Below are 18,064 nucleotides of genomic sequence, written 5' to 3' on the forward strand. Positions count from 1 at the left end.
AGTTTATAAAATAAGATATAGCTGCTCAGGCATGGAAAATACAAGTACAACTTCAAAACGAGTTGGTGGGTGGTGGGTCTGGCTGGTGGTATTGGTGCTCTGCGGCCCGGCGGCGCTGGCGCAGTCGGGGCCCTACGGCAACGAGTGGATAGTGCCCAGCCAGCAGTACTACAAGGTGAAGGTGACGCAGACCGGCATTCACCGCCTCGACTTCCAGTACCTGACCCAAGCCGGGCTTGCCGGCATCGACCCCAGCCGGCTGCAGCTGTGGCGCCGGGGCCGGCAAGTAGCCGTGTACCAGGGCGGCAGCCCCACGGTATTTGATGCCAGTACGACCATCGAGTTCTACGGGCAGCGCAACGACGGCCAGCTCGACAGCGACCTGTACAAGAAGGCCTCCGACCAGCCCCACCAGCTCTACAGCTTCTACACCGATACCGCCGCGTACTTCCTGACCTATCCCGGTGCCTCGGCCCCGGCCGCCAAGCGCATGACCGAGCCAGCGGCTGCGGGCGGCACCCCGCATGCCTGGCGCCTGGCCAGCAGCCTCAAGCTGGAAACCAATCAATTTGCCGACGCCGCACACGACGTTACCTTTTTGCCCTGGCTGGAGTCGGGCGAGGGCTTCTTCTCGCAGACGCTAGGCGGAGAGGCCGTTACGAGCATCGACTCGACGCTACAGGCCGTGGTGTCTACGGGGCCGGCGCCTTATTTGGAGCTGAGCATAGTAGGAGCCACGTTTGTGTCGCACAACGTGGAAGTTTCGGTGCTGAACCCAGCAACTGGCGCCTACCGCACCGTCACCAGGTTGGTGTTCACGGCCTATAATAAGGCGGGTGGAAAATTCCCGTTGGAACGGGCCGAAATCGGGCCCAATGGCCTGGTCACAGTCAAGCTTTTGGGGAGCACCGGCAACATCGGTACCCGGTCGGATTATTTCCGTCGCGGGTTCATTCGCGTGGTGGCACCCCAGGCAAATAGCTGGCTGGGCCCACGGCGCCACCTGGCTTTTGCCAGCGACTCCCTGCTGGGCGGTCCGGCCACCTACGAAATCGATAACATCCCAACCTCCGTGGTGGGCTACGACATTCACGACCCGTGGAACGTGCAGCGCGTGGCGCCCACCGCTGCCCTTACGCTGGGCCCGCTGGGGCGGCGTTTCGTGTTTCCGAGCGCCACCGCGGCCCGGTCGCGCCGGTTGTTTCTGGCCGATGCGCAACGGCCTTTTGTGCCGGTGCCCGCCAAGCGGGTACGTTTTCGCAGCATCAACCAGGCCGCTGTAAATTTTGCCATTATCTCGCACCGCCAGCTTTATGGCCCGGCCACCGACAACGGTGCCACGGTGCCCAACGCGGCTAAGGAATACGCCAAATACCGGGCCTCCACGGCGGGAGGCGGCTACGATACGCTCCTCATAACCACGGCGCAGCTCTACGACCAGTTTCACTACGGCGAGCGGTCGTGGCTGGCCATGCGGCACTTCGGCCTGTGGCTGGCGGCCGGCTCCCCCGCCAATGCCGAACGGTACCTGCTGTTGCTGGGCAAAGGCATTGTGCCCAGCGAGGGCGGGGTCAAGTATCGTAACGGCGGCGAGTTCGGCCTCGACCTGGTACCCACCAGCTCGCGGGCCGTGTCCGACAACATGCTGACGGCCGATTTCCAGAACGACGACTTTGTACCCAAGCTGCGCACCGGCCGCCTCACCGTGACCACGCCCCAGCAGATAGCCAACTACCTGGGCAAGCTGCGCACCCACAACGCCCTGGGGCTGGAGCCCTGGCGCAAAAACGTGCTGCACCTGGTGGGCAGCAAAGACCCGGACGAAGCTCGGGTATTCCCCGTGATAATGAACCGGAACAAGGCGCGCGTCGAGCGGCCGCTGTTTGGCGGCAAGGTGACCACCTACATCCGCGATGCGGCCCTGCCCGTGAACGTCAATATATCGACGGAGTTGAACGCTGGCATCTCCCTGATGACCTATTTCGGCCATGGCTCCAACAACACGTTCTCCCTGAACTTTGGCACGCCATCGGACCCCACGTACCAAAACACCGGGAAGTACCCGTTTTTTTACCTTAACGGCTGCGCGGGCAACCACACGTTCACCAGCGGCTATACTATAGTTGAGGACTGGCTGTTTGCCGACAAGAAGGGCGCGCTTGGTTCGTTGGGCGAGTACGGGTTCAGCTATGCTGACCGGCTGGAAGTATCGCTCGATACCGTCTACAAGTTGATGTTCAACGACCCTAAGACGTACGGCAAGCCCATCACGGCCATATATGCCGAGGCGGTGAAGCGCCTGCAGAACACGCCCTACTTCACCGACGATATTGGCATTGAGCAATTGCTGGGCACCGGCTGGCAAGGCGACCCGGCGCTGGCGCTGTATGCGCCCGAGCGGCCGGATTTCATTGCCAGCTCGGCCAATCTGTCGATTGTGCCCACGCCGCCCGGCAACGGTCCCGTACGGGCGTCTTCCCCGGATTTTGTGCTTAATGTGGGCGTCACCAATCCGGGGCAGATAACCACCGTTCCTCTGGAAATCAAAGTAACCCGCACCGTGGCGGGCCGGCCTCAGGTTTTCAACTTCACGCGCCGCCAGTCCTGGAGCCGCGACACCACCTACGCCCTAGTGCTGCCCAACACCCTGGCCGACGGCGGCCTCAGCACGTTCCTGGTAGAGCTAGACCCCAACAACAAAGTGGCCGAGTTGAGCGAAACCAACAATACGGCTCAAATCGATTTTACCTTCCTGCAGGGCGGTCTCACGGTGGTAGCACCCACGGAGTTTGCCATTGTGAGCAACAACACGCCGCGCCTGGTGGTGCAGAACAATAACCGCGGCGGGGCCCCGCGCGACTACGATTTTGAGGCCGATACCATCCCCACCTTCAGCAGTGGCATCGTGCTGCGCTCGCCGCTAATTCGGGCCGGTCTGCTGGCCGAATGGGCGCCCACGCTCCCCAGCGTGGCCCCGCGCGACAGCGTGGTATGGTATTGGCGCGCCCGCTTCCACACCCCCGAGCCCGGCGAAGACGGCGGCTGGGTCACCTCCTCGTTCCGGGTGATTCCGGGCAGCCCCGGCGGGTGGTCGCAGAGCCACTACGGGCAGCTGCAGCGCACCACGCGCACCGGCGTTGAGGTGAGTGCGCCATCGGGCGCGTGGACGTTTGTGCCCACCGACATTCCCATCGTGTTGCGCACTGCGGGTGGCGGCGTGGCCGGCAGCCCCGCGCAATTTGGCTCGCTCTCGGGCGCTGGCATTTTTCTGCAAAACGGCGGTGGGGTTCCATCGGTTTCCGGCTGCGGCGTGAGGTCGCCCAACCTGCTGATTGCTGTGTACGAGCCCGGCAGCCTGCGCCCCGTGACCATGCCCGGCAACTTCCAGCGCTGCGGCTCGGCCCCCAACAGCTTCTACTATTTCTCGGCCAGCGACACCCAGCCGGTTGATGCCACCGATAACCTGAACCTCAGCGCCGCCCGTCAGCAGGAGCTCGCTGCATTCCTGGCGGCCATTCCAGCAGGGTCTTACGTCGCTCTGGTATCGGCCAACCGTGTGCAATACAGCCTGCTGCCCGCCGCGCTCAAAACCTCTATTCAGAACCTGCTGGGCTCGCAGCTCATCACCAAGCTGGCCGATGGCGAGCCACTTGCCCTCATTGGCCAGAAGCTCACCGCCAGTACCGGCCGCCTCATTCGCGAAATTGGTCCCGATGGCGCGCTTACCACGCCCGGTCACAGCCAAGGCCTGGAGCTGCGCAGCAGCCTGCAGCAGAGCTCCACGGCCGGCCGGGTGGTGTCGCCTCTCATTGGTCCCGCTAGGGACTGGCAGAATCTGTTCGCCAATATTCGCACCGTGACGGCCAGCGGCGTGCGCACCCTGAGCGTGGTCGCCGTTGATGCCCAGGGCCGCGAAACGGTAGTGCTGCCCAACGTCACGCCGTCGATGGTGCAACCGCAGTCGCTGGCTGGGGTGTCGGCCGCCCAGTACCCGTACCTGCGGCTGGAGCTGGCCTTGCGCGACGACGTGACCCGCGTACCGCCGCAGCTGCGCCAGTGGCTGGTAACTTACCAGGGCGTGCCCGAAGGCGTGGTACGCCGCGACCTGGAGCCCGTGGCCAGCTATGCGCCGGCAACCCTGCTCCAGCAAGCCACCTCTGGCACGGGCGACGTTAGCTTCAATGTCCGGTTCCAGAATGTGTCTACGGTGGCCTTCCTGGCCCCGCTCAAGGCCCAGGTGAACGTGCGTAATATCAGCGCGGCCGGGCAACCCATTGTGAGAACGGTGGAAGTGGTGTTCCCGGGCGTGCTGGCTGCTGGGGCCACGGCCATTATCCCAGTTACCGTGAATATGAAAAACCTGTTTGGTACGTTAGCCATCGAGGTGTTTGTGAACCCGCGTGTGCAGCCGGAGCAGCTGTATTCCAACAACGAGCTGCTGCTGGACCCCTTCACCATTTCTGATAACAACCTGCCGCCAACGCTGGACGTGGCCTTCGATGGCCGCCACATTCTCAACGGAGAAATCGTGTCGCCCACGCCAATCATCGCCATTCAGCTCAGCGACGAAGACCGGGTGAACACCATCACCGACCGCACGGCCTTCACGCTTTCACTGCAAAAGCAGGGCACTGCCACGCCCGTTCAGGTTGACTTGAACGCTGCCAATGTCCAGTTCAGTGTGACGGTGGACAAGGGCAGCGTGGCCAAGCTGGAGTACCGCCCGGGCCTGGGCGCGCCCCTGGCCGATGGCAAGTACACGCTGCGGGTGCAGGGCCGTGACCCGCGCAACGCCGCTGCCGGCGCTCAGGATTTTCAGGTGAGCTTTGAAGTAGTCAACGACTCGAAAATCACGAACGTCTACCCGTACCCGAACCCGGTGACGAGCAAGGCCCGATTCGTGTTCACAGTGACCGGCCAGCAGTTGCCCACCAACATGAAAATTCAGATTATGACCGTCACCGGGCGGGTGGTGCGCGAGATTTTCATGAACGAGCTGGGCCCGCTGCACATTGGAAACAACATCACCGACTTTGCCTGGGACGGCACCGACACCTTCGGTGACCGGCTGGCCAATGGTACCTACCTCTACCGCGTGTCGTTGGACGACCCGAGCGGGGAGTTCGGCCGCCGCCAGACGGCCGGCGACCGCGCCTTCAAAAACGACTGGGGCAAGCTGGTGCTGATGCGCTAAAGCTGCTTGCCGCCGCACCAAAAAAGGCCGCCCAACCGGGCGCTTTTTTGGTGCATTACTGCGCTTAATTATCGCCGCCGCAGCGTAACGAAGCTAAACGCGTAGGCGTGCTGCTCGTCGGCCTCGTGGCGCTCCCGGGACTCTTCCCGCCATTCGTCGGCAGGGAGCGTTGGGAAAGAGGCGTCGCCTTCAAAGGAATGGTGCACCTCGGTGAGGTACACCACATCGGCGTAGGGCAGGGCTTCGCGGTAGATTTCTCCCCCGCCAATGACGCACACCTCCTCGTCGAGCTCCCGGGCACGGGTCAGGGCAGCCGGCACCGAAGCCGCGGTTTCGCAGCCGGGGGCGCTCCAATCGGATTGGCGCGTTATTACAATGTTGGGGCGCTTGGGCAAGGCCCGGCCGAGGCTGTCGAAGGTGCGGCGCCCCATCAGCACGGGGTGACCCACCGTAAGGCGCTTGAAGTGCTGCAGGTCGGCGGGCAGGCGGCCCCAGGGTAGCTCGCCTTTAGCGCCAATAATGCCGTTTTCGGCCACGGCTACTACAAATGAAACCATCGGGAAACAGTGAAATAGAAAAGAATTAAACAGTTTGAGCGGGCAGCTTAAACCCGAGCAGCAGTTCTTTAACGGGCAGCCGCTTTTTGCCTTCGAGCTGCACATCCAGCAGGTCGAGCCAGCCATCGGCGGCGGCTACGCGCAGGTAGCGCCGGCCGTCCGATGCCCAGGTGCCGGGGGCAGCTAGGGGCTGGTCGGCGGCATCGTCGGGAGTGGGCTGGGCCCGGAATATCTTGAGAATGCGCCCGTCGGGCAGGGGGGCAAAGGCCGTGGGAATGGGGGAGAGGCCGCGCACCCAGTTCACCAGCTCGGCCACGGGCCGGTTGAAATCGAGCCGGCCGGTTTCCTTCTGGATTTTGGGCGCCGGGCGCAAACCCTCCCGCTGCTCCTGCGGGGTACTGGGCGCCGTGCCCGCCGCAATGGCTTCTACCGAGCGCCGCGCCAGGGCCGCCCCGGCCACCTTCAGCTTGTCGTAGAGACTGCCAAAATCATCGGTGGGCGCAATGGCCAGCCGGTCCTGCAAAATGAGGTCGCCGGTGTCGATTTCGTGGCGCAGAAAGAACGAGGTGACACCGGTTTCGGTGTCGCCGTGCATCAGCGCCCAGTTGATGGGGGCTGCCCCGCGGTACTGGGGCAGCAGCGAAGCATGGATGTTGATGGAGCCCAGCCGGGGCATGTTCCATACCGTTTCGGGCAGCATGCGGAACGCTACCACCACCTGCAGGTCGGCTCGGTAGCTCCGTAGCTCGGCCTGGAATTCCGGCGATTTCAGGTTGGTGGGCTGCAGTACGGGCACGCCTTGGGCTTCGGCGGCCACTTTCACAGCCGATGCCTGCAGCTGGCGTCCGCGCCCCGCGGGTCGGTCGGGGGCCGTTATCACGGCCACCACCTGGCCCCCCGGCCAGGCCAGCAGGCTTTCGAGCGTGGGAACAGCAAAGTCGGGCGTACCCATAAAAACCAGCTTCAGCATATCAGGTGTCAGTGTAGTAATAAAAAGGCCGGGCGTTATTCCTCGCCGGCACATGGCCGTATTTAACCCAGCCAATGGAAATCAACAACCCGATGATTACCGCTCCGGGTACAGCAAATACTTCCCCCGCAAGGTTTTGAATTTGGCAAGGCCCGGCTCCCAGGAAGCCCGGATTTCTGCTTCGCTCTTGCCGGCTATGATTTGCTCGCGTAGCGAGTTGCTGCCCGAAAGCTGCTCGAAATATTTCCCAAAAAAGTGGGCCTTATCGGTGCTTTGCTGATAAAAGTCGAGCAGGTACTTCAGCACCAGTCCCGACGACTCGCGGGCCGGCGCAGTGGCCAGGTTCAGCCCGTAGCACAGCTGCCCGTTGAGCGGCGGCGTGGGCGAGCCCGCGTTGGGCTTGGGGGTAAAAGAAAAAGGCCGGGAGGCCGGCTGCGTGGGGCTGCCAATTATTTCAAACGGCGTGGCCGTGCCGCGTCCCACGCTCACGTTGGTGCCCTCAAACAGGCAGATGCTGGGATACAGCCGCACCGAGTGGTGGGTGGGCAGGTTGGGGGAGGGCCGCACGGGCAGGGGGTAAGTGGTGGCGTGCGTGTAGCCGGCGGCCATGGGCACCACCGTCAGCTGGCATTTTTTGCCGCCGGCCAGCCACTGTTCGCCGTTTATCATGGTGGCCAGCTCGCCCACCGTGAGGCCGTGGGCGATGGGCAGGGGGTCGAGGCCCACAAAGGATCTGTGCGCGGGTTCCAGCACGGGGCCGTCCACCAAGTCGCCGTTGGGGTTGGGCCGGTCGAGCACCAGCACGGCCTTGTTCTGCTCCGCCGCCGCCTCCATCACGTAGTGCAGCGTGCTGATGAAAGTATAAAACCGGGCGCCCACGTCCTGAATGTCAAAAATCAGCACGTCCACGTCGGCCAGCATTTCCGGCGTGGGTTTTTTGGTTTTGCCATACACCGAGCGCACGGCCACGCCGCTGCGGGCGTCGCGCCCGTCCTTGATGGTGGCGCCATCGGCTTCTTCGCCCCGAAAGCCGTGTTCCGGCGCGAAAATGGCCGTCACGTTCACGCCCCGTGCCCGCAACGTGTCCACCAGAAAGGCACTGCCCACCCGCGACGTCTGGTTGATGACGAGTCCCACGCGCTTGTTCTTCAGCTGGGGCAGGTACTTCTCCAGCTGCTCGGCACCAACTACCACTGCGGCGGCCACGTTGCCAGGAGTGCCCGCCGGGACCGGCGCAGCAGCCGGCCCCGTGGTGGCGGGAGGGGTGGCGGCGGGCTTTGTGGTGCCGCAGGCCGGCAGCGCCAGGAGCAGGGAAAGGGTGATTTTTGCGGAAATTCCAAGCATAGGGGAGGGCGAAAAGGCTAAAAAAAAGGGTGCTGGGTAGCAGAACGGCAACCACGCAGAAAAGGAGCGTGGCCAGTACCGGTTCAAAACGTAGCTTTACGGTCGAAAAATGAATGTCGCCCGCTACATTTCGCAGAAGATTGACGGAGGAGCCGATTCTGGTTCGTTCACGTCGTCGGTTACAAAAATAGCCATCATCAGCATTGCCATGGGCTTGGCGGTGATGGTGGTGTCGTTTGCTATCCTGCAAGGGTTCCGCAACGAGATACAAAACAAGATTTTCTCGTTTGGGGCGCACCTGCAAATTTCGCGCTACGACACCAACAACTCCCTGGAAGTGGCGCCCATTGCCGCGCCGTTGTTGGTAGAAGAGCTCAAGCAGTTCCCGGAGGTAAAGTCCACGCACCCCTTCGCCGTGAAAACGGCCATCATCAAAACCAAGGACGAAGTGCTGGGCGTGGTGCTCAAGGGCATTGCCGAACCCAACGGCCCGTCGCCGATGCGCACCAACATGACGGCGGGCAAGTTTATCAGCTTCCCCGACTCAGCCGCCAGCGACGACGTGCTGGTGTCGCGCAAAGTAGCCGATAAGCTCCGCCTCGTGGTGGGCGACAAGGCGCTGTTCTACTTCATTCAGAACCCGGCCCGCATCCGGCAGTTTCGGGTCAGCGGCATCTATTCCACGGGCCTCGATGAGTTCGATGAAGTGTACGTTATCGGCGACATCCGGCAGATTCGGGAGCTGAACTCGCCCGCCTGGCCCGACTCGCTGGTGGGCGGCATGGAGGTGGTGCTCAATGACTTCGATACCATCGACCGCACCGCCGACAACTTCTACGAGAAGCTGCCCTACGACCTCAAGATTGATAAAATCACGGACCAGTACGCCCAGCTTTTCGACTGGCTGCAGCTGCTGAACCGCAACGTTATTATTTTCCTGATTCTGATAATCTTCGTGGCCACCTTCAACATGGTCGCCACCATTTTCATCATGATTCTGGAGCGCACCAACATGATTGGCATCCTCAAGGCCCTGGGGGCTACCGACAATCAGATTCGGCGCATGTTCTTTTTCCGCGGGCTGTCGCTCACGGTGCGTGGCATGGTCATCGGCAACGTCATCGCCGTGGGGTTCTGCGCCTTACAATACTATTTCCACGTCATCCCCCTCGACCCGGAGAACTACTATATGGACCGCGTGCCGATTTCCTGGGACCCCAAAATGCTCCTGCTCATGAACGCCGCCACCTTCGTGACGTCGCTGCTGGCCGTGCTAATCCCAACCTACCTCATTGCCCGGATTAAGCCGGTGGTGGCCATCAAGTTCGACTGACCACGGATTAGCACGGATTTTAGCGGATTTCACGGATTTTGTGGACGATGCGAAAGCAAAGAAGGCTTGCCACTGGCAAGCCTTCTTTGCTTTAAACTAAACTTCGGTAATAGTAACCACCCATCAGCAATCGTACACAAAATCCGTGAAATCCGCTTCAATCCGTGCCAATCAGTGGTCTGATTTGGAGGATAATGTTCGGGTCGGGGCAGAGCGCCGCCCATATTTCCCGCTCCGAGGGCCGCGCCACGCCCGGAAAGTCGCCTACCCGCCCGCCCATGTCGGCAATGAGCTGGAAATGCAGGTGCGGGGGCCAGTCACCGTTTTCCGGGTAGGGGCCCACGCTGGCAAAGGGCTGGCCTTTCTCCAGCGGCTGGCCCACGGTCAGCGCCGTCCACTCCAGGCGGCTGAGGTGGCCGTATAGGCTGTAGAAGGTGACGCCTTCCAGCTCGTGCTCCAGAATCACGGTGATGCCGTAATCGCCGAAATTGGCGTTGTCGGCCAAGCTGTGTACGCGGGCGGGGAGCGGGGCCAGCACGGGCGTGCCGGCCGGCAGCCACACGTCCACGCCCAGGTGCAGGGACCGGGCTTCTTCTACCTGGCCGGGGCCAAAATGCTGGCTGCGGCGGTAAATGACGCGGTTTTCGAGGTAGCCGCCCACCCCGATGCTGGCGCCCTGCGCGGCCAGCATGGCGTTCACAATCTGCTCAAAGGCGGGCGTGTCGCGCAGGTCGGCGTTGCAAACCAGGGGGTTGTTATCGGTTAAATCGAGGCGGGTCACGGTTGGGCCGTTGAGGTCGACGGGCAATACGGGGCCGAATTCGGCCTGGTGGCGGAGCAGGAGGGAAGTGAGCGACAAGGAAAGAGGCGTAGGGGATGGAAACGGATAACGCAGCGCTCAACAGTTTGCCGGGGAGCTCTGTTGAATAGCAGCCGCGGCGGCAAGTTACCTTTGCGGGCGAACTAGCGCCGTGGGCGGCGCCGGGCTGCTTTTATTTTTAATTTCTTTTTTAAGTTCGGGAGACGGCCGTACTGCGTATACCCGCAACCTCCCACCACCCCAATCCCCCGCATGAGTTACCAAACGCTGACTGTAGTTGCGCTGACCCAGGAAACCGCCGATTCTGTCACCATACACCTTGAGCGGCCCGACCGCCAGCCCATCGGCAGCCGTCCCGGCCAGTTTCTTACCCTGATTCTGCCCTGCGGGCCCGGCGGCAAAAAAGAGCGCCGCGCTTACTCGCTCAGCAGCACCCCGCACGAAGCCCCGCTCCTGTCCGTGACGGTGAAGCGCGTGCCCGGCGGCCTGGTTAGCAACTTTTTGCTGGATACCGTGCAGGTTGGGCAGGCAATAGAAGTGATGGAGCCCCTGGGCAACTTCACCCTGAGCCCCAGCCCCAAAGCGGCCCGCTCGCTGGTGCTCATCGGCGCGGGTTCGGGCATCACCCCGCTCATGTCCATCCTCAAAGCCGTGGTGAAAACCGAGCCCAACAGCCACGTCCTGCTCATCTATGGCAACCGCAACGAGGAATCGGTTATTTTCCAAAAGCAGCTCGCCGAGCTGGAAGCCAGCACCAACGGCCGCCTGCAGGTGGAGCACGTGTACAGCCAGCCCCTGAAGCCCGAAGGCCCGCACCGCCACACCGGCCGCCTCAACCGCACCATGATGCTGCGCATTCTGGAGCAGCGCCACCAGTTTCCGGCCGAGCAGGCTGAGTACTTCATGTGCGGTCCCGAGGGGCTGATGATAGAAGCCCGCGCCGCGCTCGACCTGCTGAACGTGCCCGAAGCCCGCATTCGCCGCGAAAGTTTTGTGGCCAGCGCCGAGGTGGCCGAAGCTGCCGCCGCCCAGCCCAACGGCCACGGCGACGTGTCGGATAACCCCGCCGATAACACCAAGACCACCCGCACGGTCACCATTCAGTACGAAGGCAGCGAATACCTCGTGGAGGTGCCCGCCGGCAAAACCATCCTCGAAGTTGCCCTCGACCAGGACATCGACCTGCCCTATTCCTGCCAGGCCGGCCTGTGCACCGCCTGCCGCGGCAAGTGCCTGAGCGGCAAAGTGCACCTGGACGAGCGCGAAGGCCTGTCTGACTCTGAAATGAAGCAGGGCTACATCCTTACCTGCGTGGGCCACCCCATGACGGACGATGTAGTAATTGAAATTGGGTAGATTTGGAGAGCCGAAGCCGGGACAGGGTTACGCAACATAGGTGCCTTTCCCACGGCGCTCCGGCCAGGATAATCTGACCCGGTGCTGGCACCTTCGCGCCACGGCAGTCGTTCAGGCAGCCGCTACTGACACGTAATCTACATAGCCTACCATGACGCTAATTGCTGAACCCACCGCCGAGTCGGCTACCGATACCAGCCGGCCGCCGCGCTACTATTTGCCCGAAGACTTTACGGTAACTGACTGGGCGGCCATCGAACCGTTTTTTCAGGAGCTGCAGAACCGGGAGGTGTACACCGCTGCCGAACTGGAGCGGTGGCTGCTCGACCGCTCTGAGCTGGAATCGGTGTTGAGCGAGGACCTGGCCTGGCGCTACATCCGCATGACGTGCGACACGCAGGACAGCAGCCGGGTTGAGGCATTTCAGTACTTCGTGAACGAAGTAGAGCCCTTGGTAGCGCCCTACGACCATGCCCTGAACGAGAAAATGCTGGCCTCGCCGCACCTGTCCGGGCTGGATGAGGGCCGCTACGGGGTGTTCCTGCGGTCGGTGCGCCGGGCCTCGGAAATTTATCGGGTCGATAACATTCCGCTCAAAACCGACATCAGCACCAGGCAGCAGCAGTACGCCGCCACGGTGGGCGCCATGAACGTCACCCTCGACGGCCAGGAGCTCACCCTGCCCCAGGCTGCCGACCGCCTGAAAAACCCCGACCGGGCCGTGCGCGAAACCGCCTGGCGTGCCATTCAGGCCCGCCGCCTGCAGGATGCCCAGCCCCTCGACGCCCTGTTTACCGAGCTGGTGGGCCTGCGCCACCACGTGGCCCAAAACGCCGGCTTCTCCAACTTCCGGGATTACATGTTTGCCGCCCTCGGGCGCTTCGACTACACCCCGCAGGACTGCTTCAACTTCCACCAGGCCATTCGCGAAACGGTGGTGCCGCTCATCGACGACTTCGACCTGGAGCGCCGGCAGGACCTGAACCTGCCCGCCCTGCGCCCCTGGGACCTGGACGTGGACCCCAGCGGCCAGCCGCCCCTGCGCCCCTTCGGCACCGGCGAAGAACTGCTGGAAAAAACCATCACCGTTTTCCAAAACCTCGATTCCTACCTGGGCGACTGTCTGCGCACTATGCGCCAGATGGGCCACCTCGACCTGGAAAGTCGCAAGGGCAAAGCCCCCGGCGGCTACAACTACCCGCTCGATGAGACGGGCGTCCCCTTCATCTTCATGAACGCCACCAGCAGCCTACGCGACGTGGTAACCATGCTGCACGAGGGCGGCCACGCCGTGCACTCCTTCCTCACCCGCGGCCTGCCGCTGGGTGCCGACAAGCACCCGCCGTCCGAAGTAGCGGAACTGGCCTCCATGAGCATGGAGCTGATGAGCATGGACCAGTGGCACGTGTTTTTCCCCGATGCCGAAGACCTGCGCCGGGCCAAGAAAACCCACCTGGAAAGCGTGCTCGAAACCTTCCCCTGGGTGGCTACCATCGACAAGTTTCAGCACTGGGTGTATGAGCATCCCACCCACACCGAAGCCGAGCGCCACGGCCGTTGGGCCGAGATTTTCGACGAGTTCAACCAGCGCACCGTGGACTGGAATGGCCTGTCGGAGTTCAAGCCCTACCTCTGGCAGAAGCAGCTGCACCTCTACGAAGTGCCGTTCTATTACATAGAATACGCCATGGCCCAGCTCGGTGCCATTGCCGTGTGGCGCAATTTCCGCAAGAACCCCACCGAGGGCCTTGCTGCCTACAAGCGCGCCCTGGCCTTGGGCTACACCGCGCCCATCGGCCAGATTTACGCCGCCGCTGGTATCCGCTTCGATTTCAGCACCGACTACCTGCGCACCCTGGCCGACTTCATCCGCGAGGAAATGGCCGCGCTGTAATCCAAGTATATTATTCAGAAAAAGCACAGTATTCGCTACGTTGGGGCTTTTTGCTGGAGATTAAACTGTAGTGTGGAAGAAGGTAATCAATTTAGAACGTCATGCTTCGGCAAGCTCCGCATGACGGCCTTCACTGCGCGGGCGCTTCTGGTTGAAACTGAAAAAACGAATCGGCTAATTGCCCTCCTCCGCTTTGGCTTCCAGGCACGAAAGTGTTACGTGTCGGAAGGCAGGGTCGTCGTTGGGCGTTGCCTGCGCCAGGATAAACCCAACGCTCAGTACCTGCCCGTCTACCTGACGGGGCAAGTAGGCGTCCCATACTTTACCGCGGGGCCGCACCCGCGTGCCATCTGCCAGTTCCAGATTGGTGTGTTCGGTGGGGCACATCGTTGTCTTGCCCAGGCAGAAGCGCACCGTAGCCGTGGTGCCGCAGGCTACCGTGGGCTCTGTGCCATCCTGGGATGAGCAGCCCGCAACTATTAATGCCGCCAGCAGCCCCAAAATGGCCCAAATCGAGTTGATGTACGTGTAATGCATAGAGGCGAGGGGGCCTAAAGGGTTGTGTAGGCGGTTGACCGCCCCGCGCTCCACAAGGTTGCATGGGCTGCATTCACCCATGCATTATTTCTAGGGTAGCCGTCATGCTGAGCGCCGTCGAAGCATAACGTTCTTCTGATTCCCTAACAGCCAGCCCCCGTTACGATAACCCGCCCCGGTTTAGTTGGCGCCGATAGTGAACAAGGGCAGCTTTTTGAGGTCGGCGTACTTCCCGCCCAGGGACTGCAGCTCGGTTTGGTGGAGCTGCAGGTAAGTGTTGTACTGGCTGGCGGCGCGGTCGTACTGCAGGCGGAAGCCCACCACGCCCTCGTCGAGCTGCCGCAGGCCTTCCACGAAGTTGCGGGCGTTTTCGGTAGGGGCGTTGTCGTTGGGCGCGGCAACGGGGTACACGGCGCGCAGCAAAGAATCCTGAGCCGTGTCGTATCGGTCAATCAGGTCCGAATTGGCCATGGTTTGCTGCGTGTAGCGGCGGGCTTTAAGCCGGGCATTCGCACGCTCCAATTCCTGGAGTTTGGAAGCCTCAACGCCGGGCTGGTTCTTGATTTCGCGCAGTAGCAGGCGGGTCACGGCTATTTTCTGGTCGTCGCTCTCGGTCATGTCACGCCACTTCACGTCCACGGAATCGCGCAGCACATCAAACTGGGCTTTCACGGCAGCGGCCGAAGCCGGGTCGAGCACGACGGCTGTTTTGGCGGCGTCGCGCTTGCAGGAGGCTGCGCAGCCGCCAATCATCATCAGGACAACAACCACCGTTTTAACGGAGGAAATCATGGTATTAGGCATGGGGTAACAGGTAAATCAGATAAAAGGCGCCGCCGAAATTACACCGGCTTAAATTGCTCGAACAGCTGGCGACAGTCGTGGCAGTAGTGCACGGCCCGGCACAGCGTAGCCCCAAACGGTGTGCGCAGCTCCGTATTGTTGCCGTGGCAGTTCGGGCACTCCGCGTACTCCAGAAAGTCGAGGTCGAAAACCTGATTGCCAATCACCGGGGGCGGCGACAGCTTGTGCTGGCGCAGCGCCTGCCGGCCCGCTTCCGTGAGCATGTCCGACGTCCAGGCTTCGCGCATGCTGATTTCTACTTCCACCGCCGGTACGCCGTGCGCCAGCAGCGTGCGCTCCACGTCGCGCTTCATGTAGTCCATGGCCGGGCAGCCCGCAAACGTGGGGGTGAGGTGCACCGATACTTTGCCCGTAACAGCGTCCACTTCCACGCCCCGCACCACGCCCAGGTCAATGAGCGAAATGGTCGGGATTTCCGGGTCCTTCACCGCCTGCAGCCACTCTAGGATTTGGCTTTTAGCTATCGGCTGGGGGCTATTAGCGTCGTTCTGCATGATACATGTGGAGAGAAAGCTAACAGCTATCAGCCAGTAGCTAACAGCTAAAAAAACCTACCAGTCGGCCGTGGGGTCCAACCGAAACACTTCGGCCATCTCGTCCAGCAGCGGCTGCAGGTGCTCAGTGTGCTGGCCGTGGCGGCCACCCAGCACCGGCGTTAGGGCCAGCACGTCGGGCACTTCCAGGGCCGTTTGCGCCAGCACCTTGCTGATGCTTTCCAACCAGCGGCCCCGCAGCTCGTCCTCGCCCACAAACAAGCCGGAACTGATAATTTCCGCTTCGGCGTCCGTCTTTTCAAAGATGCCCAGGGCGTAAGGCAGGGTGAAGTCCAGGGACCGCTGCATGCGTTCAATGGCCTCGTCCGTGGCCGTGCCGAGGCGCTTCATCCACGTGTTGGCGTGCAGCGCGTGGTACTTCAGCTCGCCGCGCAGCTTGCGGGCTACCTGGGCCAGGGGCTCGTAGCTGCTGGTGGCCAGCGCTTCAAAACGGAGCAGCTCGGCGTGGTCGAACAGGAAGTGCCGGGTCAGGCTGAAATCGTATTCCCCAATGGGTAGTTCCACCAACTGGCAGCAATGGAACTGCGGCGCGTTGCGCGTGAAAGCCACCGTGTCGGGCTCGGCTTCGCCCAGGGCGTGCAGCAGCGAATACAGCTGCAGGCTGTGCCCCAGCTTGTCCTGGGCCATGCTCGAAAACGCAATGTCTTCTTCCAGAATGGGGCCCAGGCCGTTCCATTCCGAATTGCGGTGGCCGAGAATAAGCTGGTCGTCGGCGAGACGGTATAACAGGTCGAGCGTTGGGTTCATGCGGGGTGCGGCGTTGGGGACGCCGGCAAATAGTGGAGTAGTTAGTCAGCTTGCGAAGTGCCGGTTTCCGCCTTGAACCGTTCAATCCGGTCCTGCACTTTGTAGGAAATGGCGTCGCGGTACTTCTTTTCGGGCGTAGTAGTCCAGATGTCGCGGTCCCCGTCGTCGGAGCGCAGGAAATCCGCCGAGCGGGCTGCCCACACGTTCACCACCGGGCGCTGGTCGCTAAATACGGCCTTGGCCACCTGCAGGGCCTGGGCCGGCGAGCTGGCCCGCACCTTGCCCACGTGCTGGTGCGCTTTGCCGCGCTTTTTGAGGTGGAAAATGTCGTAATCTTCCTCACCGGCCGCGTAGGCGGCTTCCGCCGCCGTGTCGTCGCCGGAGCGCGGGCCAGCGGGCGGGGCCGTAGCGGCGGCTTGCTGGTTGGTGAGCAGGGGCAGCGAGTCGTAGGCCCATTCCTGGTCGCCCACGTAGTCCGTTACGGTGATGGCAGCCGTGGGCACCACCCACAGCCCTGTGCAGGCAAAGCGCCGGCTGTACTGCTCTTTGGCAAACAGGAAGGCCACGTCGGCCTCCGGAGCGTGCACCGGACCCACGTACACAAAGGGCGCGCCTTCTTTCTTTTGGTGGAAGGCCTCGTAGGTGCCGAACTGGTCCAGGGCGCCTTTGGCCGCGGCGGTGGCCGGAGCATCGGGCAGCCCCAGGCGGTTCATGCGCGGGTCGTGGGATTGTATCATGGGCAGGCTGTCATGCTGAGTGCAGCGAAGCATCTTATCACGCTCGGGCAGCTCGGGTAACAAAAATCTGACGAAGGAAGCGGTGATAAGATGCTTCCTTCGTCAGCATGACAAATGGCTAGGCCAACGGGCGTACGTACTGCGCTTTGGGCGTGAGCAGGGCGCGGCGCACCCAGGCGCCGTTCTCCTCGGCGGCGCGGCGCACAGCAATGCGCTCAGCGTTGCAGGGACCGTCGCCGTTAATCACGCGCTTGAAGTCTTCCCAGTCGGGCTCGGTGAATTCCCACTGGCCGGTTTCCTCGTTTTTGCGCAGGTTGGCATCAGGCAGCGTCAGGCCGATTTCAAGGATTTTGGGCACGTACATGTCCAGAAACTGGTTGCGGCACTCGTCGTTGCTGGCCATCTTCACCTTCCAGCGCATCAGGATTTCGGTGTGCACACTCATCTTGTCCGAAGGGCCAAAGAAGGTCATGATGGCAGGCCACCAGCGGTTGAGGGCTTCCTGCATCATCTTGCGCTGTATGGGCGTGCCCGTGGCCATGTGCACCACGGCGTCGTGCCCGTACTTCAGGTGGAAAGCTTCTTCAGCGCAAATCCGGTCCAGGGCACGGCAGTAGGGGCCGTAGCTGCCCTTGGCGTTGGCCAACTGATTTACGATGGCCCCGGCGTCAATCAGCCAGGAAATCACGTTCGAGTCGGCCCAGGTGGGGGTGGGGTAGTTGAATACGTTGGAGTACTTGCTCTTGCCGTTGATGAGGTCGGTGAGCATTTCTTCGCGGGTTTTGCCCAGCGTTTCGGCCGCCGAATACAATAGCTGCGCGTGGCCCACTTCGTCCTGCACCTTGGCCATCTGGGCCATTTTGCGGCGGAAGCCGGGGGCGCGGGTAATCCAGGTGCCCTCGGGTAGCGAGCCGATGATTTCGGAGTGCGCGTGCTGCTCAATCATCCGCGTGAGCTGCTTGCGGTAAAGCGCGGGCATCCAGTCGCCGGGCTCAATCTTCTCGCCCCGGTTGATGCGGGCCTCAAACTCGGCCAGCAGAATGGGGTCCTCGTTTTCCAGGCCGGTCAGGGCAGTGGTCGGCAAATCGTGGGTGCTGGCGGAACCGTACATAATGGGGAGTTAGTGAAATGAGTGAATAAATGAAGGAGCGAGTAAG

14 protein-coding genes are annotated in these 18,064 nt (G+C 62.1%); 4 read left to right on the forward strand and 10 right to left on the reverse strand.

What is annotated here, in order from left to right:
- Positions 1-31 precede the first annotated feature (31 nt).
- Positions 32-5,194, forward strand: a complete 5,163-nt coding sequence (gene porU2 / locus BEN48_RS10680; RefSeq protein WP_083320972.1) for a putative type IX secretion system sortase PorU2 — start codon at positions 32-34, stop codon at positions 5,192-5,194.
- A gap of 68 nt (positions 5,195-5,262) precedes the next feature.
- On the opposite strand, the gene BEN48_RS10685 is transcribed toward porU2, so the two are convergent.
- From BEN48_RS10685 to BEN48_RS10695, 3 genes are all read right to left on the reverse strand, one after another.
- The gene (locus BEN48_RS10685) at positions 5,263-5,751 is read right to left on the reverse strand and encodes a dihydrofolate reductase (protein WP_070734713.1); all 489 of its coding nucleotides are present in this window, start codon (positions 5,749-5,751) and stop codon (positions 5,263-5,265) included.
- A gap of 25 nt (positions 5,752-5,776) precedes the next feature.
- Positions 5,777-6,721 carry a methionyl-tRNA formyltransferase gene (gene fmt / locus BEN48_RS10690; protein ID WP_193408672.1) on the reverse strand — a complete coding sequence of 315 codons (945 nt, stop codon included), beginning with the start codon at positions 6,719-6,721 and terminating at the stop codon, positions 5,777-5,779.
- Positions 6,722-6,817: 96 nt separating this feature from the next.
- Entirely contained in the window at positions 6,818-8,065 is a 1,248-nt protein-coding gene (locus BEN48_RS10695) for an exo-beta-N-acetylmuramidase NamZ family protein (RefSeq protein WP_070734715.1), read from the reverse strand.
- 109 nt (positions 8,066-8,174) lie between these two features.
- On the opposite strand from BEN48_RS10695, the gene BEN48_RS10700 reads away from it, so the two are divergent.
- Complete coding sequence (locus tag BEN48_RS10700) at positions 8,175-9,398, forward strand: ABC transporter permease (protein ID WP_070734717.1); 1,224 nt, start codon at positions 8,175-8,177, stop codon at positions 9,396-9,398.
- A gap of 157 nt (positions 9,399-9,555) precedes the next feature.
- On the opposite strand, the gene BEN48_RS10705 is transcribed toward BEN48_RS10700, so the two are convergent.
- A complete protein-coding gene (locus BEN48_RS10705; RefSeq protein WP_070734719.1) occupies positions 9,556-10,257 on the reverse strand; it encodes a peptidoglycan DD-metalloendopeptidase family protein in 702 nt (233 codons plus the stop codon).
- A gap of 213 nt (positions 10,258-10,470) precedes the next feature.
- Between BEN48_RS10705 and BEN48_RS10710 the strand changes: the two genes are divergently transcribed.
- Both BEN48_RS10710 and BEN48_RS10715 read left to right on the forward strand, forming a co-directional pair.
- The gene (locus BEN48_RS10710; RefSeq protein ID WP_070734721.1) at positions 10,471-11,574 is read left to right on the forward strand and encodes a ferredoxin--NADP reductase; all 1,104 of its coding nucleotides are present in this window, start codon (positions 10,471-10,473) and stop codon (positions 11,572-11,574) included.
- 151 nt (positions 11,575-11,725) lie between these two features.
- On the forward strand, positions 11,726-13,468 hold the full coding sequence (locus tag BEN48_RS10715) for a M3 family oligoendopeptidase (protein ID WP_070734724.1): 1,743 nt from the start codon (positions 11,726-11,728) through the stop codon (positions 13,466-13,468).
- 174 nt (positions 13,469-13,642) lie between these two features.
- On the opposite strand, the gene BEN48_RS10720 is transcribed toward BEN48_RS10715, so the two are convergent.
- The 6 genes from BEN48_RS10720 to paaA form a co-directional block, all read right to left on the reverse strand.
- Positions 13,643-14,005: a hypothetical protein gene (locus tag BEN48_RS10720; protein WP_070734726.1), complete on the reverse strand. Its 363-nt coding sequence runs from the start codon at positions 14,003-14,005 to the stop codon at positions 13,643-13,645.
- 180 nt (positions 14,006-14,185) lie between these two features.
- Entirely contained in the window at positions 14,186-14,809 is a 624-nt protein-coding gene (locus tag BEN48_RS10725) for a hypothetical protein (protein WP_158010156.1), read from the reverse strand.
- A 38-nt stretch (positions 14,810-14,847) separates the two neighbouring features.
- Entirely contained in the window at positions 14,848-15,363 is a 516-nt protein-coding gene (paaD, locus tag BEN48_RS10730) for a 1,2-phenylacetyl-CoA epoxidase subunit PaaD (RefSeq protein ID WP_070734730.1), read from the reverse strand.
- A 57-nt stretch (positions 15,364-15,420) separates the two neighbouring features.
- Positions 15,421-16,170 carry a 1,2-phenylacetyl-CoA epoxidase subunit PaaC gene (gene paaC, locus BEN48_RS10735; protein WP_070734732.1) on the reverse strand — a complete coding sequence of 250 codons (750 nt, stop codon included), beginning with the start codon at positions 16,168-16,170 and terminating at the stop codon, positions 15,421-15,423.
- 41 nt (positions 16,171-16,211) lie between these two features.
- Entirely contained in the window at positions 16,212-16,907 is a 696-nt protein-coding gene (locus tag BEN48_RS10740; protein ID WP_070734734.1) for a phenylacetic acid degradation b, read from the reverse strand.
- 118 nt (positions 16,908-17,025) lie between these two features.
- Entirely contained in the window at positions 17,026-18,018 is a 993-nt protein-coding gene (paaA, locus tag BEN48_RS10745; protein WP_070734736.1) for a 1,2-phenylacetyl-CoA epoxidase subunit PaaA, read from the reverse strand.
- Positions 18,019-18,064 lie beyond the last annotated feature (46 nt).

Source organism: Hymenobacter glacialis, from assembly GCF_001816165.1.
GTDB classification, from domain to species: Bacteria; Bacteroidota; Bacteroidia; order Cytophagales; family Hymenobacteraceae; genus Hymenobacter; species Hymenobacter glacialis.

Excerpts from the sequence above, each read along its gene's own strand:
- porU2 (WP_083320972.1), top strand. The coding sequence starts at position 32 with ATGGAAAATACAAGTACAACTTCAAAACGAGTTGGTGGGTGGTGGGTC.
- BEN48_RS10685 (WP_070734713.1), bottom strand. The coding sequence starts at position 5,751 with ATGGTTTCATTTGTAGTAGCCGTGGCCGAAAACGGCATTATTGGCGCT.
- fmt (WP_193408672.1), bottom strand. The coding sequence starts at position 6,721 with ATGCTGAAGCTGGTTTTTATGGGTACGCCCGACTTTGCTGTTCCCACG.
- BEN48_RS10695 (WP_070734715.1), bottom strand. The coding sequence starts at position 8,065 with ATGCTTGGAATTTCCGCAAAAATCACCCTTTCCCTGCTCCTGGCGCTG.
- BEN48_RS10700 (WP_070734717.1), top strand. The coding sequence starts at position 8,175 with ATGAATGTCGCCCGCTACATTTCGCAGAAGATTGACGGAGGAGCCGAT.
- BEN48_RS10710 (WP_070734721.1), top strand. The coding sequence starts at position 10,471 with ATGAGTTACCAAACGCTGACTGTAGTTGCGCTGACCCAGGAAACCGCC.
- BEN48_RS10715 (WP_070734724.1), top strand. The coding sequence starts at position 11,726 with ATGACGCTAATTGCTGAACCCACCGCCGAGTCGGCTACCGATACCAGC.
- BEN48_RS10720 (WP_070734726.1), bottom strand. The coding sequence starts at position 14,005 with ATGCATTACACGTACATCAACTCGATTTGGGCCATTTTGGGGCTGCTG.
- BEN48_RS10725 (WP_158010156.1), bottom strand. The coding sequence starts at position 14,809 with ATGCCTAATACCATGATTTCCTCCGTTAAAACGGTGGTTGTTGTCCTG.
- paaD (WP_070734730.1), bottom strand. The coding sequence starts at position 15,363 with ATGCAGAACGACGCTAATAGCCCCCAGCCGATAGCTAAAAGCCAAATC.
- paaC (WP_070734732.1), bottom strand. The coding sequence starts at position 16,170 with ATGAACCCAACGCTCGACCTGTTATACCGTCTCGCCGACGACCAGCTT.
- BEN48_RS10740 (WP_070734734.1), bottom strand. The coding sequence starts at position 16,907 with ATGATACAATCCCACGACCCGCGCATGAACCGCCTGGGGCTGCCCGAT.
- paaA (WP_070734736.1), bottom strand. The coding sequence starts at position 18,018 with ATGTACGGTTCCGCCAGCACCCACGATTTGCCGACCACTGCCCTGACC.